13 protein-coding genes and 1 tRNA gene are annotated in these 15,731 nt (G+C 37.8%); 9 read left to right on the forward strand and 5 right to left on the reverse strand.

Annotated features, from left to right (window positions below):
* Positions 1-34: 34 nt before the first annotated feature.
* From PZ892_RS12670 to PZ892_RS12680, 3 genes are all read left to right on the forward strand, one after another.
* Positions 35-2,005, forward strand: coding sequence for a DUF3857 and transglutaminase domain-containing protein (locus PZ892_RS12670; protein ID WP_277711416.1), 1,971 nt, complete (start codon positions 35-37; stop codon positions 2,003-2,005).
* The gene (locus PZ892_RS12675; RefSeq protein ID WP_094279965.1) at positions 2,002-3,903 is read left to right on the forward strand and encodes a DUF3857 domain-containing protein; all 1,902 of its coding nucleotides are present in this window, start codon (positions 2,002-2,004) and stop codon (positions 3,901-3,903) included. The genes PZ892_RS12670 and PZ892_RS12675 overlap by 4 nt, the downstream gene beginning before the upstream one ends.
* Before the next feature lie 36 nt (positions 3,904-3,939).
* Positions 3,940-4,013 (forward strand) — tRNA-Ala (locus PZ892_RS12680).
* A gap of 1,348 nt (positions 4,014-5,361) precedes the next feature.
* On the opposite strand, the gene rpmA is transcribed toward PZ892_RS12680, so the two are convergent.
* The 4 genes from rpmA to glmM form a co-directional block, all read right to left on the reverse strand.
* On the reverse strand, positions 5,362-5,628 hold the full coding sequence (rpmA, locus tag PZ892_RS12685) for a 50S ribosomal protein L27 (protein ID WP_094256038.1): 267 nt from the start codon (positions 5,626-5,628) through the stop codon (positions 5,362-5,364).
* 43 nt (positions 5,629-5,671) lie between these two features.
* Complete coding sequence (gene rplU, locus PZ892_RS12690; RefSeq protein ID WP_093098124.1) at positions 5,672-5,983, reverse strand: 50S ribosomal protein L21; 312 nt, start codon at positions 5,981-5,983, stop codon at positions 5,672-5,674.
* Positions 5,984-6,108: 125 nt separating this feature from the next.
* On the reverse strand, positions 6,109-7,032 hold the full coding sequence (locus PZ892_RS12695; protein ID WP_094279962.1) for a hypothetical protein: 924 nt from the start codon (positions 7,030-7,032) through the stop codon (positions 6,109-6,111).
* Between the two features lie 268 nt (positions 7,033-7,300).
* Complete coding sequence (gene glmM, locus PZ892_RS12700) at positions 7,301-8,683, reverse strand: phosphoglucosamine mutase (RefSeq protein ID WP_094256040.1); 1,383 nt, start codon at positions 8,681-8,683, stop codon at positions 7,301-7,303.
* A 191-nt stretch (positions 8,684-8,874) separates the two neighbouring features.
* Here glmM and PZ892_RS12705 point away from each other — a divergent pair, with 191 nt between their 5' ends.
* A complete protein-coding gene (locus PZ892_RS12705) occupies positions 8,875-9,474 on the forward strand; it encodes a phosphatase PAP2 family protein (RefSeq protein WP_094279961.1) in 600 nt (199 codons plus the stop codon).
* Positions 9,471-10,307 carry a ZIP family metal transporter gene (locus PZ892_RS12710; RefSeq protein WP_094279960.1) on the forward strand — a complete coding sequence of 279 codons (837 nt, stop codon included), beginning with the start codon at positions 9,471-9,473 and terminating at the stop codon, positions 10,305-10,307. The genes PZ892_RS12705 and PZ892_RS12710 overlap by 4 nt, the downstream gene beginning before the upstream one ends.
* On the opposite strand, the gene PZ892_RS12715 is transcribed toward PZ892_RS12710, so the two are convergent.
* Positions 10,308-10,781 carry a MarR family transcriptional regulator gene (locus PZ892_RS12715; RefSeq protein ID WP_094279959.1) on the reverse strand — a complete coding sequence of 158 codons (474 nt, stop codon included), beginning with the start codon at positions 10,779-10,781 and terminating at the stop codon, positions 10,308-10,310.
* Between the two features lie 106 nt (positions 10,782-10,887).
* On the opposite strand from PZ892_RS12715, the gene PZ892_RS12720 reads away from it, so the two are divergent.
* The 4 genes from PZ892_RS12720 to PZ892_RS12735 all read left to right on the forward strand — a co-directional run bounded on the left by PZ892_RS12720 (position 10,888) and on the right by PZ892_RS12735 (position 15,723).
* Positions 10,888-11,127, forward strand: a complete 240-nt coding sequence (locus PZ892_RS12720; RefSeq protein WP_094256044.1) for a FeoA family protein — start codon at positions 10,888-10,890, stop codon at positions 11,125-11,127.
* The gene (gene feoB, locus PZ892_RS12725; protein WP_094279958.1) at positions 11,127-13,229 is read left to right on the forward strand and encodes a ferrous iron transport protein B; all 2,103 of its coding nucleotides are present in this window, start codon (positions 11,127-11,129) and stop codon (positions 13,227-13,229) included. Before PZ892_RS12720 ends, feoB begins: the two co-directional genes overlap by 1 nt.
* Before the next feature lie 384 nt (positions 13,230-13,613).
* A complete protein-coding gene (locus PZ892_RS12730) occupies positions 13,614-15,053 on the forward strand; it encodes an amino acid permease (protein ID WP_094279957.1) in 1,440 nt (479 codons plus the stop codon).
* Between the two features lie 7 nt (positions 15,054-15,060).
* A complete protein-coding gene (locus PZ892_RS12735; RefSeq protein WP_094279956.1) occupies positions 15,061-15,723 on the forward strand; it encodes a lysoplasmalogenase in 663 nt (220 codons plus the stop codon).
* Positions 15,724-15,731 lie beyond the last annotated feature (8 nt).

Consider the following 15,731-nt stretch of genomic DNA (forward strand, 5'->3'; position numbering starts at 1 on the left):
ATTTACATTTGACCTAAATTATTACCAAATCATTATGAAATCTATCTTACTAGGGCTAGGTATGCTATGTGCATGTCTAATGGGTTATACCCAGGAAAATCCATTGCCAAAACTTGATGTTGGTTTATTCCTTACAGATCATAAGCAAATTGACACTTCTGCCCATGCCATAGTCATCTATGAACATGGGAGAACAGATTTGGAATATAGCGAAAGTGATCGGGGAATGCGTGTGGTTCATTCCACCTATGTCAGGATAAAAATCCTAGATAAAGAAGGTGTAAATGCTGCGAATGTCACGATCACACTTTATAAATATGGTCCAGATATGGAATATGTTCGGGAAATTCAGGGAAAAACAATAAACTTTGATAATGGCAAACTCATCACAGATGAACTAAAAAAAGAAGCCATCTTCACGGAAAAGGCTTCACAATATAACCAATTAGTAAAGTTTACTCTTCCTAATATTAAGGATAATTCCATTATTGAGTATTCATATCGATTATATTCACCAGCAATAAGAACCTATCGTACCTGGTATTTCCAATCTGAATTTCCAAAAATTCACAGTGAGTATGTATCCATAATTCCGGCTACATTTGATTACAATATTAACTTAAAAGGTTTCCTTCCCTTAACGGATCGTAAATCCGAAGTCCTTTATAAGCATTTCCTTCTGAATGGAGTTCGTCAAGATTGTTCCAAGTTCACTTATACCATGAAAGATATCCCCGCTTTTAAAGAGGAGGATTATATGCTAGCCCCGATTAACTATATTTCATCCATCAATTATGAACTACGAACTTATCTTGACCCCAATGGTCCACATACCAACTTTGCGAAAAAATGGTCCGACATTGATCAGGACTTGATGCAAGACAAAGAATTCGGTGGTCAGATAAAGAACAAATCTGCATTTAAGGATATTTTACCAGAAATAATAGGCAACAAGGAATCGGCATTGGATAAGGCAAAGGCGATCTACTATTACATTCAAAAAAACATCGTTTGGAACCATATCATTGGGAAGTTTTCCGAAGTCGGAATTAAGAAAGCCCTGGAAACAAAAAAGGGAAATATCGGTGATATTAATTTCAGTTTGATTGCGGCATTAAATGCTGCTGAAATAGAAGCATTCCCCGTGATTATCTCTACTCGTCAGAATGGAATGCCCAATTACTTATACCCTTCAATGAGTGATTTTAATGCTGTGATCTGTTTAGCAAAGATTGATGGCAAGGATTATCTATTGGATGCTTCCAAAAAGTTTCTTCCATTCGGTGAGTTATCCATAGAATCAATCAATGACCGCGGTCGAGTAATCTATTCAAAAAATCAATCTGATTGGATAGACCTAAAAAATGTGGTTCCAGCGAAGAAATCGATTAATATTTTAGGACAGTTGGATTCTACAGGCAAGATTACCGGTACTATTCGGGTATTATACTCTGGTTTGGATGCATTATTTAAACGGAGAGAAATTGACGAATACAACAGTTTTGAGGAATACGAAGAAGGAATTATGGAGAAAATCAGCAGTATGCGGGTTTTGGGGGTCAAAGTAGAAAATCTAGAAAATTTAGATAAGGATTTCATAGAAACATTAAGTTTTGAAATGGATTTGAGGGAAAATTACAAAGAGGCTAATTTTTTATTGAATCCGACCTTCTATGAAAGAACAACAAAAAACCCCTTTAAACTGGAAGAAAGGACCTATCATGTAGATCTTGGTGCTCCTCAATTAGAAAGTTTTAATATCTCCATTAGTCTACCCAAAGGCTTTGTAAACAGCAGTAAACCAAAGGATACTTCGATGGCTTTGCCAGAAGGTACTGCCAAATATATCTTTAAATCTCTAGTGAATGAAGATTTATTGATGGTTCAGCAATCGATCGCTTTAAATAAGGCGATTTACAACCAAGAGGAATACTTCCATTTGAAGGAATTTTTCGCAAGGATAATCCAACAACAAATGACAGACTTTCAATTCAAAAAGATATGATGGGAAAAATCAGAATATTCGCATTTATAGCTGTACTGTTTCATCTGAATGCGCATGCTCAATATGAAGTAAGTGACATCCCAAAAGAGCTCCTGAGCAGGGCTTCTGCTACCGTTCGTGAAGAACATCAGACTTTTAACATCCTAAGTCCAAGTGAAATGATTGAAACGGGCAGAAGGGTTATTACTATCCATAATAACGCTGGTGAAGATTATAATCGGATTGAATTTTCTTATGATAAATCTCGTCAGATAAAAAACATCAAAGGCGAGGTCTTAGATGCGGATGGCAAAACTGTAAAAAAATTCTCAGTTAAAGATTTTAAGGATTACAGTGCCTCTGAAGAGAGCACCTTGTTCACCAATGCGAGGATTAAGTATTTAGCGCCATCACTCTCCTCCTTTCCATATACGGTGGTATTTGATTATGAAATCCGTCATAATCAAACCCTGGCTATAAATTCTTGGAGACCAAATTTCTATGGAGATGTATCTGTCCAAAAAAGCAGTTATGAGATCTTAGCGGATCCGAATAATAAATTGAGGATCCTGAAGAAAAACCTTAAAAGCGAAGGCAAAGAGGAAATCAAGGGGAAACAGAAATCTTATTTTTGGGAAGTCAGCAATATCCCGGCAGTGCGTTCTGAACCATATAGTCCAAATCGTTTTGAAACAGGGATGCGGGTTTTTGTAGTTCCGGAATCCTTTGAATACTACAAGCATGCTGGCCAGGTCAACAGTTGGAATGATTTCGGCAATTGGCTAAACGTCAATTTATTGAAAGATAAGCGAAAGCTACCTGATGCGACCATTGCTAAGGTAAATGACCTATGTAAGGATTTAAAAACAGATAAGGAGAAGGCAAAAGCCTTATATGAATATCTCCAACAGAAAACACGATATATTTCAGTTCAGATCGGTATAGGTGGTCAGGAGCCATTTCCGGCATCTGATGTGGACCGATTAGGATATGGCGATTGTAAAGCCCTGGTAAACTATATGCAGGCATTGTTGGATGTGGTCAAAATACCGTCCTATTATTGTATTGTTGAAGCTGGCAACAGAAAGATGGATGTTGATCCCGAATTCGCCAATCTAATTGATGGAAACCATATCATTTTATGTTTGCCTTTTGAAAATGATACGACTTGGTTGGAATGCACTAGTCAAGAGCTTCCATTCGGATACCTTGGTGATTTTACAGATGATCGTCTGGTCCTTACAGTTACTGAAAACGGTGGAAAAATAATGCGTACCGCAGTTTATTCCTACGATCAAAACCTGCAACACCGCAAAAGTTCATTCGTGTTATCACCTGAAGGAAAAATCAGTGGTACAATCAATACAGAATTCGCAGGGACACAATTTGAAAATCATTTTGTCAATGTTAAAAAAATAAAGGATGATCAAATCAAAAACCTACGTCGCCAATACGATATCAATAGAATTCAATTTAACGACATCAAATACAGCATCAATGATGGTCCCAAGCTTTCCTTAACGGAGGAGCTGAGCATTGAGGCCGAGAATTTCGGAATAAAAAACAATAATAACATCACCGTATTTCCAAATTTCCTAAATCGTATTTCTCCAATTCCAGATATTCGCAATCGCAGTAACCTAGTTAAAATCACACGCGGATATACCGATATTGATGAAACAGAAATTCAATTACCAGATAACCTACATCATGTAATAATCCCCTTAAAAAAGAAGTATGAGGTTCCCATGGGGGTTTACGAGTTAACAGTTGATATCAAGGATGGGAAAATGGTTTGCTACCGGAAATTACAAATCAAAGAAGGAGTCTATCCAGCAGCTAGCTACGCTGATTTCAGCAATTTTATGTTGGAAGTATCCCTTTTAGATGGGACAAAATATAATTTGGCGCTAAAATAGGAAATATCGGAAATTCCAGTATATTTGCTGCGCTAAGGGGGATTAGCTCAGCTGGCTAGAGCGCTTGCCTGGCAGGCAAGAGGCCACCGGTTCGAATCCGGTATTCTCCACGTGATTATAGGCGGACCAATTAATTGGTCCGCCTATTTTTTTTGGGAATGGGAGGAAGAAACTCCAGAGGAGTTTAATGTTAGTAAAAGGAGGTGTTAAACCAATTAAGCCCTGCATGGCTAGATCCCAGAGAGGGATTCTGAGCAAGGCCGAAGAATCTGTTTTATAAAACACAACGGAATTGTCATTCCAAATCGAAGATTTGGAATCTATTTCTAGGCGATTGATTGACAAACATGTCGCCCCGAAGGGGCTGTACATTGTTGAATGTTCGTTGCTACAGATATGTCGCCCCTACAGGGCTGTATGTTGTTGAATGTTCATTGCTACAGATATATCGCCCCTATGGGGCTGTACGTTGGGGAATGTTCGTTGCTACAGATATGTCGCCCTGATGGGGCTGTACGTTGGGGAATGTTCGTTGCTACAGATATGCCGCCCCTACGGGGCTGTATGTTGGTGAATGGTCCTTGCTACAGATATGCCGCCCCTATGGGGCTTGAGAATACATCGCGGAAGGTATGTCGGAAAAATGAAACGAATTGTACGGGCGTATTGCATACGCCCTCCAATGACCGATGATGGTATGGTTATTTATAGGGGGAATAGAGGGGTAATTGAAAAGAAGTGTATGGGTGGGGAATAAAAAAGGCGTATGCGTGGGGTATTAAAAAGGGCGTATGCGTGGGGGAATAAAAAAGGCGTATGCGTGGGGGAATAAAAAGGGCGTATGCGATACGCCCCTACCCATGGTTGGATAAAAATAGATTCTTCGCTACGCTCAGAAGGACAGGAAATTTGGAAGCTTTTTCCCTAAATCCCAATATAATTATGTAATTGTCATTCCAAATTTTCGATTTGAAATCTATTTTTAGGCGATTGATAGACAAACATGTCGCCCCTACGGGGCTGTATGTTGGTGAATGGTCCTTGCTACAGATATTTCGCCCCTATGGGGCTGTACGTTGGGGAATGTTCGTTGCTACAAACATATCGCCCCTATGGGGCTTGTGAATACAACGCGGAAGGTATGTCAGATAAATGAAACGAATTGTATGGGCGTATTGCATACGCCCTCTAATGACCGATGATGGTATGGTTATTTATAGGGGGAATAAAGGGGTAATTAAAAAGAAGTGTATGGGTGGGGAATAAAAAAGGCGTATGCGTGGGGTATTAAAAAGGGCGTATTGCGTGGGGGAATAAAAAGGGCGTATTGCGTGGGGGAATAAAAAGGGCGTATGCGATACGCCCTCCAATGACCACCATTGTTTTCTGGAATTGATGTTCATAAAAAAAGCCTGTTTGGAGTTCCAAACAGGCTTTTTTTATGTTTTTATTTAAACCTTAGTTATTTTCTTCTACTGGAAGAACAGATACATAAGATTTATTGTTAGCTTTTTTACGGAAAACTACTGTTCCGTCGATTAAAGCGTATAAGGTATGATCTTTACCGATACCAACGTTAGCATCAGGGTTGTGTTGAGTACCACGTTGACGTACGATGATGTTACCAGCGATTGCTTGTTGACCACCGAAAATTTTAATACCTAATCTCTTACTGTGTGACTCACGGCCGTTCTTGGAACTACCCGCACCTTTTTTATGTGCCATTTCTTTATTCTAATTTAAGACTTGCGTCAGATTAAAAATTCGATTATAAACTGATACCAGTAATCTGGATTTTAGTGAATTGTTGACGGTGACCGTTTTTCTTCTTGTAACCTTTACGACGTTTTTTCTTGAAAACGATAACTTTTTCACCTTTCAAATGTGACAAAATAGTAGCTGAAACTTTAGCACCTGAGATACTTGGAGTACCTACAGTAAACTTACCACCGTCTTCTGCTAACAATACATTGTCAAATTCAATACTAGCGCCTTCGTCTCCTTGTAAACGGTGTACAAAAAGATATTGGTCTTTTGCAACCTTAAATTGCTGTCCTGCTATATTTACTATTGCGTACATTGTTATTTATTAAAATTGTTAATATTTAATGAGTCGCAAAGATAAAATATATTTTTTAATTGAACAAAACTATTTTATCTATAATCGTATTCTATGGACACGAAATAGCGAAATGGAAATTTTAACTACAGACTCTTGATTTCCCCCTTGATCGGAACGGTTTGTTTCCAACGTCCAACAAGGGTAGCCAAGAATCCAGTAGTTTTATTTTTGAGAGTTATCGTATAGTCGCATTCACGAGAAATAAAAGTTACCTCAGCGAATACCGATCTTTTAGAATTAGCGGGAGTCACCACATTTACAGGCTGGGTTGCATCAGCCATAAATGCTGTTGTTTGTTTTCCTTTTACATACTTCACTTTAGCATCCCAATACTTGATACCTTGGTATATAAAAGGTGCCATTCCAATTAAAGTATCTGGAGCCCAATCAAAGGTTCCGTAGTAATCAGAAGTAAAGTCAGAGATGAAGGCAGCTTCCTTATAAAACTCCTTTACAGGCGTTGTTAATGTTAACGGAGTTGTAGCCTTGTTATCAATTGTAACTGCTGGCAACTTCTGTTTCCATATTTTACGAGCAGCGGTATTCTCCTTTACCTCTGTTTTCACCCATTCATATTCATTACCTTTTTGTTGTGTAATTTCAACTTCACGAGCTGAATTCTCATCTTCAATACCGATAAGGATTCGACGAGGATCATTACTAAGATTCTCGGTCATTGAGATAAATAGTTTGTCAGGATCGGAGGATTTCTTTTCTAAGGAAATAAAACCTAAAGAACAATCCACACGACCGAAACTGCCGAGACGCATTAATTGTAATCCACCATCCAATAAGTAATGAGTAGGGTTAATGTTTTTTACGTAAACCACCTTCCATGAGCCGGAAGACATCTTGACTTCTCTATCGGTGAAGCCTGTGTTGGTTTCAATGTTAGCTTTCTCCTCCTTGACAAGAACATTTTTGAATTCTGCTTCTTTCTCGCAAGATGAAAGACACAAAGCAGTAGACAAAAATAATAAGCTTAATAAGCGGGTTTGTGTTTTCACGGCGAAATCATTTTAATTTATTGCCAAATTTATTGAATAGTATAATATCTTGTAGACGAATAGCTATAAAAAAAAATATTTTCCTTGAAATAGATACTAAAAAATCATTTTTGATTCAGTAAAATTTTTATGATAAACGAGAATTGTAACTTTTTAAAACAAAATCCTTGTAAACAGGAACATAATATTGGTCAGCTAAATTGTAACTATAAAAAAAATCCTCCAAGACATTTAGTCATTGGAGGATTTCCTATTTTGGGGTTGTAGACTAGCCTACAATTTCCTGAATTTCATTCATTATTTTTTGTGCTATAGCTTCAGCAGCTTCAGGACTAGGTCCTTCAGAGTAAATACGAATAATAGGCTCAGTATTCGATTTACGCAGATGCACCCATTCATTTGGAAAATCGATTTTTAAGCCATCGATTGTAGAATGTTGTTCATGCGCATATTTTTCCTGCATTTTTGCCAATAGATTATCAATATCCAATTCAGGAGTTAAAGTAATCTTGTTTTTGGACATATAATATTGAGGCAATTCAGCACGGTATTCTGTTACTTTCTTACCTAATTTAGCTAAGTGAGTCAAGAATAAAGCCACTCCTACCAATGAGTCACGACCATAATGTGAAGCAGGATAAATCACCCCACCATTACCTTCACCACCAATAACAGCATCCACTTCTTTCATTTTAGTAACCACATTCACCTCTCCTACTGCAGCAGCGAAATACTGGCCACCATGTTTTTCCGTCACATCACGCAATGCACGCGTGGATGAAAGGTTGGAAACGGTATTTCCTTTTTTCTGACCCAAAATAAAATCAGCAACAGCAACCAAGGTATATTCCTCGCCAAATAATTCCCCATCTTCCATCATGAACACCAAACGGTCAACATCAGGGTCAACAGCGATACCTAAATCAGCTTTATTATCCAATACCGCTTTCGAAAGATCAGTTAGATGTTCCTTTAAAGGCTCAGGGTTATGTGGAAAATGTCCATTAGGTTCGCAGTGAATCTTATAAACAGTTTCTACAGCAAGAGCTTTCAATAATGCAGGGATGAAAGTACCACCAGTACTATTAACCGCATCAACAGCAACTTTGAAGTTTGCTTTTTTGATAGCATCCACATCCACAAACTCTAATGCAAGAACATCATCGATATGTTTCTGTAGGAAAGAATCATCCTTTGTAACAGAACCTAATTGATCCACTTCTGCAAAGTCAAAATTCAGACTTTCACCAAGCTCAAGAACTTCTTTACCTTTTGCATCGTCAATAAACTCGCCTTTATCATTCAAAAGTTTTAAGGCATTCCATTGACCTGGATTATGGGATGCTGTTAGAATAATTCCGCCAGCAGCTTTTAATTTAGGGACTGCAATCTCCACGGTTGGAGTTGTAGACAAACCAAGGTCAATCACATTGACACCAATACTTTGAAGCGTTCCGATCACAAGATTAGAAACCATTTCTCCAGAAATACGAGCATCACGACCAACGACAATAGTTTTATTTTCAGCGTTTTCCGTAATAATTTTTCCGTAGGCAGCGGTAAATTTCACAATATCTACAGGTGTTAAGTTATCACCTGGTCTACCGCCTATGGTTCCTCTAATTCCTGAAATTGATTTTATTAAAGCCATAAGTTTAATTGTTATTAATGCTCGTAAAAATAGTGTATTAAAATAATTATTGTGGTTTTTTATTCTTTTTTTCCTTCTAATGCATATCTTTGTTGCAACTTTGTTTCGTTTACGATATTACATAAGGTATTACGTCTTATTTTTTTAGATTTGATTTAATTAATAAAATTGGACAGTTCTACTTCAAAAATATGTTAGAGAAAATAATACATTTCGATCAAGAATTATTTCTATTAATCAATCAGGGCTTAAGCAATATTGTTTTTGACTGGTTGCTACCTATTTTACGAAATCCTTATACCTGGTCACCGCTTTATTTATTTTTGATTATTTTCTTTATCAAGCATTATGGCAAGACTGGAGTTTTAATCGTGGCCTGTACCTTGGCAACTTTTGGAATTTCAGATGCGACATCATCACATTTGATAAAGAAAACAGTTAAACGGGTTCGGCCATGTAATGATGTAGTATTCAAGAATGAAGTCAATTTACGAGCTCGATGTGGTTCAGGGTTTAGTTTTACTTCCTCCCATGCTACAAATCATTTTGCGCTTGCCTTTTTCTGGATCGTATTATTCCGTCGCAAATGGAAACACACTCTTTGGTTGTGTATTCTATGGGCGGCGTCTATTTCATTTTCTCAAATCTATGTCGGCGTTCATTACCCATTGGATATTCTCTGTGGGGCAATATTAGGAACCCTGATTGGATTAGGAACAGGATATTTATTTAAGAGGTTTTATCCTCAATTTTTTGAACCCAAACCCATTCCAACACCAACAGCTGCATGAGTAGTTTCTTGATCGTATCCATTTTATTTTTCTCCGCATTACTAAGTGGTATTGCCGTATTCTTTGTTAAAAGAGATAATACCCAATTATTAAAATTGGTTTTATCCTTCAGTGGGGCCTATTTATTTGCCATTACGGTATTACACCTTATTCCTGAGGTATACCATAGCAACCAAACTCCGGGGGAGGTAATTGGTCTTTACATCCTAGGAGGATTTTTATTTCAATTGGTATTGGAACATTTTTCTCAGGGGATTGAGCATGGACACATCCACCAGAGTCATGAGGGTCACAAGCATCAGGCTTTTCCGATTGCGATTCTAATCAGTTTATGTTTGCATGCCTTTTTGGAGGGATTTCCTTTAGCTTCAGGACACCGCAACGAACTGGTCTTTGGGATTGCCATCCACCATATCCCAGCAGCCTTTGCATTAGGTAGTTTATTGATTGGTACACGCTTGAATAAGCAGACCATCGTCTTATTTATTGCGGTTTTTGCAGCGATGACACCCCTTGGTTTTATAACAAGTAAAGGAATCAGTGCGGGAGAAATTGGAAATATAGCTCAATATTTCGATAAGATCATGGCAGTTGTCATTGGTATATTCCTACATATTTCGACGACCATTTTATTTGAATCAGGTTCTGCGGATCACCATACCTTCAACAAGAAAAAGATGTTGGCGGTATTACTGGGGATTTTGGTTTCGATGGCTAACTTTTTATTTGAAGGTCACGATCATTCTCACCATAATCATGGGCCATCAGAACAAACTGAGGAAACCCACAATCATGATCATCACGATCATGACCATCATGATCATGAACATTAATTAGAAGTCGGAGACATCGAGATGTCCTCGAAACTTATCTAACAGTTCACTGAGTTTCAAGCAATCCTCAGCGCTAATGTTTTGAGGAAGAACATCATCCAACATCATCTCTGTTTCGATTTCTTGAAGCAATTCCAAGCCTTTCTCTGTGATTAACAGATCTACTGCGCGCTTGTCGACGCTGTTTTTTTCCCTAGAAACTAGGTCTTTGCTTACAATACGGTCCACCAACCTACTGATGTCAGGGGTTTTGGTGAGCAACCTTTCCTTTAACAAGTTATTGGTAACGGGTTTAGGATACTGACCGCGTAAGACGCGCAACACATTAAACTGTTGCAAGGTGATTTGTTTGGCATTCGCTCTCTTTTCAAGCATCACGTTCAACCAGTTGTTAGTGTAAATAATATTGATCGTTGCGCGATGCCAAGGACTTGCGAATTGCCTGACTTTAACCAATTCTTCGATCTTCGGCATATTTAATAATACATTAGTGTGACTTAATCCGCAATTTAAAAGATTTTAATTATTTATCTTTGCTAATGTTGATTTTTTTTAAAAACACATAAATAATTCACGAATAATGCCGCAAAATATTAGCCTTGATAAATTAAAAATCGGAGACCTCGCTAAGATTAATGCAATACAATCTGCAGATATTCCTGCAAAATTTTATGAACTTGGATTCTACCCAGGTTCAGTGATTGAAATAAAACATAAAGCTCCTCTAAGTGGACCAATCTGTGTCAACATTATTGAAAACAATGCCCTGATCGCTATCCGTAAATCTGAAGCTAAACTCATCATAGCAGAATTAATATAATGAAAGATCCTAACATTGTCTTACTTGGAAACCCAAATGTCGGTAAGACCTCCCTATTTAACAGATTAACAAAACTCAACCAAAAAGTCGGAAATTACCCAGGCATTACCGTTGAGAAAAGAGAAGGTACTTTAAAAGCCAATAATAGAACTTATCATATCATTGACCTTCCTGGCACATACACTCTATTTCCTAACTCTTTAGATGAGGAAATTGTTTTTAAAATTTTAAGCCAGAAGGAAAATAAATATAAGCCCGATTTGACCGTCGTGGTGGCAGAACCCTCCACACTAAAAAGAGGAATTATCCTTTACCAACAAGCACGTGAACTTGGATTACCTGCGATTTTCGTAGTCAACATGATTGATGAGGTAAAAAGTAAAGGGGTAAATATTGACTTCCAAAAGTTAGAATCTTACTTAAAGACCAAGGTCTATCAGACCAATGCCCGTTCGGGATTAGGTTTGGAAAAGCTTATTGCATCGTTCGATGAGAAACCTTCCATCTATCTTGGAACATTTCAAATTCCTGAAAAATATACAGATGCATTAAATGAAGCCAAGAAAATATTTCCTTTAGCTACTGAATACCTAACATGGCAATATCTGGCTCAGGAAAATGTAAGTTATCTGGATGAAGAGAAGCAAATCGCTCTAAAAAATATCCGAGATAAATATCAGCTTGATGCACATGAAATGCAGAAGACTGAATCCTTGATCAGACAAGATAAAATCACTGCAGAACTAGAGCGAATTTTAGTTAAATCTGAAAATCAAACTTTAGGGACAACTGGAAAAATTGACAAGATCTTATTGAATCCGGTATTCGGATATGTGATTTTCTTTGGCTTATTGTTCTTGATTTTCCAAGCCATTTTTAGTTGGTCAGGTCCGTTAATGGATTGGATCGACGGGTCGTTTGGAGAATTAACAGCCTATTTATCCTCCGTATTACCAGAAGGTCCCCTATCCTCTTTATTTGTGGATGGTATAGTAGCCGGTATTGGTGGTATTGTGATATTTGTTCCTCAGATTGTAATCTTATTCTTATTTCTATCCTTGATGGAGGAATCAGGCTACATGAGCAGGGTTGTATTTTTAATGGACAGATGGTTAAGACCATTCGGGTTGAATGGTAAATCAGTAATTCCATTGATGTCAGGTGCTGCCTGTGCTATTCCAGCAGTGATGTCAGCACGGAACATCGAAAATCCAAAGGAACGTTTGCTGACTATCTTGGTAACTCCATTTATGACCTGTTCGGCGCGATTACCAATTTATATCGTTATCATCGGCTTGATCATTCCTGCAGATACATTCCTAGGATTTAATTTACAGGGAATCACATTATTTATCATGTATATCCTTGGGATTGTAGGAGCTTTGGGTTCCGCTTGGATTTTAAATAAAGTGATCAAAAGCGTTCGTTCCTCTTTCTTAATTTTTGAACTTCCGACTTATAAATTACCAGATTGGAAAAACGTTTTGACCAATGTTTGGGATAAAGCTTCAGGATTTATTATTGAAGCGGGTAAGATTATATTGATGATTTCAATTGTCTTATGGGTATTTGGAAACTTCGGTCCGAACAGAAAGTTCTATGACGCTGAAGAGATTATTCAACAGAACAACCCAACACTAAGCGCTGAAGACCTGGAGCGTGAGATTGGTTCCTACAAATTGGAACACTCCTTCCTAGGCTATATAGGAATGGGAATTGAACCAATCGTTAGACCACTGGGTTATGACTGGAAAATGGGAATCGGATTAATTTCATCCTTTGCAGCTAGAGAGGTATTTGTTGGAACAATGGCGGTTGTTTACAGTATGGGGCCAGATGTGGATATTGAAGATGAGGGGCAAAAGGGATCATTATTATCCCGGATGCGTTCTGAAATCAATACCAATACAGGCAAGCCAGCATACAATTTTGCCTCGGGAATTTCGTTATTATTATTTTACGCATTTGCCATGCAATGTATGGCAACGATTGGTGTGGTTCGTAAGGAAACCGGTTCGTGGAAATGGACTTTGATTCAAACCTTCTTCATGACTGGATTAGCCTACATAGCTGCATTAATTGCATATCAAATTTTAAAGTAATGGGCTTAATTATTCAGTACATAATCATTTTCGTCCTATTTGTTATCGCAGTATATGTGATTTTCAAACCCTTCTTTTCGAAGAAACCCAAATCGGGATGTGGTAAGGGATGTTGCAGCGTTGATATGACTGCAAAACAACAATAAAAAGTAAGGATTAAAAACGGGCAAACAAGAAATGTTTGCCCGTTTTTTTATGGAATAGAAGCAACACCTACTTAACATAAGAAAAATTATTACGTCTTAAATATCGACAAGATGTTTTCTTTATTTTATTTGATGCACAAAAATTAAAATGAAAAATTTATCTTGTGGCATTTATTAATCTAAGATCGGGTTTAGCCCCATCGATAATCATTAACATCAGGAATTAACCTTCTTCAGCGTGCAAGAAAACAACAATAAAGAATTAAAAAGAGGTCTAAGTAATCGACATATACAGTTAATTGCTTTAGGTGGAGCTATTGGAACCGGATTATTTTTAGGGGTTGGTCAGGCAGCAATATTGGCTGGACCCTCCGTTATTTTAGGCTATGCGATTGCGGGCTTGGTTGCATTTTTTATCATGCGGCAATTAGGTGAGATGGTCGTTGAAGAACCTATTTCAGGAAGTTTCAGCTCCTTTGCCAATAAATACTGGGGACCCTTTGCAGGATTTGCTTCGGGATGGAATTATTGGTTATTATACATCTTGGTGAGTATGGCTGAATTGACTGCCATCGGTAAATATGTACAATTTTGGTGGCCAGAAATACCTTTATGGACGTCTTCCTTATTTTTCTTTATCGTTATCAATGTAATCAATCTAGCTTCTGTGAAAGTATATGGGGAAACTGAATTTTGGTTTTCGATCATTAAGGTTGTTGCGATCATTGCCATGATTATCTTTGGAGCATACCTCCTACTTTCAGGAAATGGTGGAGAAAGAGCAACGGTAGAAAACCTCTACAATGATGGCGGATTCTTTCCTCACGGTTGGCTCAGTGGCGGTGGAGATATCGCGTATTCCGGATTACTGGCAGCACTCGTCATAATAATGTTCTCTTTTGGGGGATTGGAATTGGTAGGTATTACAGCTGCTGAGGCCGAAAATCCTGAAAGAAACATCCCTAAAGCAACCAATCAAGTATTATGGAGAATCTTGGTGTTTTATGTAGGAGCGCTTTTTATCTTGTTTGCCCTAATGCCTTGGAGAACTATTACAGCAGATACCAGTCCTTTCGTCGAGGTTTTTGCGACCCTAAAAGGTTTCCAATTTGAGTTATTTGGAAAGACCTTTTACTTCACCAGTATCATTGCAAACGCATTGAATGTGATAGTATTGACGGCCGCTCTATCGGTTTACAATAGCTGTGTTTATAGTAATTCAAGAATGCTTTACGGACTTGCTGAACAAGGAAATGCACCTAGGTTTTTGAAGAAATTAAATTCCAACTTCTCCCCTGTAAATGCCATTTTGGTTTCTGCCGCAATTGTGGCAATTACCGTTGTAATCAATAAAGTTATTCCGAAAGAAGCCTTAGGAATTTTGATGTCCTTGGTTGTTTCTGCCTTAATCATCAACTGGATCATGATTACCTTGACCCATATGTTCTTTAGAAAGCAAAAAGACAAGCAAGGCATAAAAACTAAGTTCCCTACCATTCTATATCCAATCAGTAACTACTTCAGCTTACTATTTTTAGTAGGTGTTTTGGTAATGATGTGGTTTACGGGGCTGAAAATTTCTGTGGAATTGATTCCAGCATGGATGTTGATTCTATGGATCAGTTATATTCTTGTAAAACGGAATAAAGCAAAGAACAATCCGATAGAAACGAATTAATCCTGAGATGAAGCAGTACAAATTATACATAGCATTTATTGTCATTGCGCTGCTTCATCTGTATAGTGTTTATGCTAATCTTCCTACCCTTCGGTATATCAGCAAGCCATTAATTTGTATCAGCCTTATTTATATCCTATTCAAGGAAACCGGATTTAAAAGAAATATTGACAAGCTTGTTGGCATTGGTCTGTTCTTTGGTTGTTTGGGGGATATTTTTCTGATGTTGAAGGATATGTTCGTTGCTGGATTAGCTTCATTTTTGATAGGCCATGTCCTTTATGTGACTGCATTTATCAAACAAAGCAGTCCTAAAGAATTAAGCCGGCATAAGAGTTATATTCTGGTTGCAGGTATTTTGGCAAGCTATTCCTACTATCTCTATACCATCCTACAGCCAAGTTTAGGACCTTTAAAAATTCCTGTAATTCTATATATCATTGTGATTGCTGCGATGGCGTTTTTTGCCTATACCAGGAAATATCAAACCAACCTAGCCAGTTTTATCATTTGTATGCTAGGTGCTATTTTATTCATTGTATCCGATTCCATATTGGCTGTCAATAAATTTGTGGCTTATATTGCGGATTCGGGTCTATACATCATGAGCACCTATATTCTTGCCCAGTTTGGGATCACTGCAGGGATAATCCTAGACCAAAAAAAATAGGCCATAAT

It is taken from the genome of Sphingobacterium sp. WM, assembly GCF_029542465.1.
In the GTDB taxonomy this organism is placed as follows: Bacteria; Bacteroidota; Bacteroidia; order Sphingobacteriales; family Sphingobacteriaceae; genus Sphingobacterium; species Sphingobacterium cellulitidis.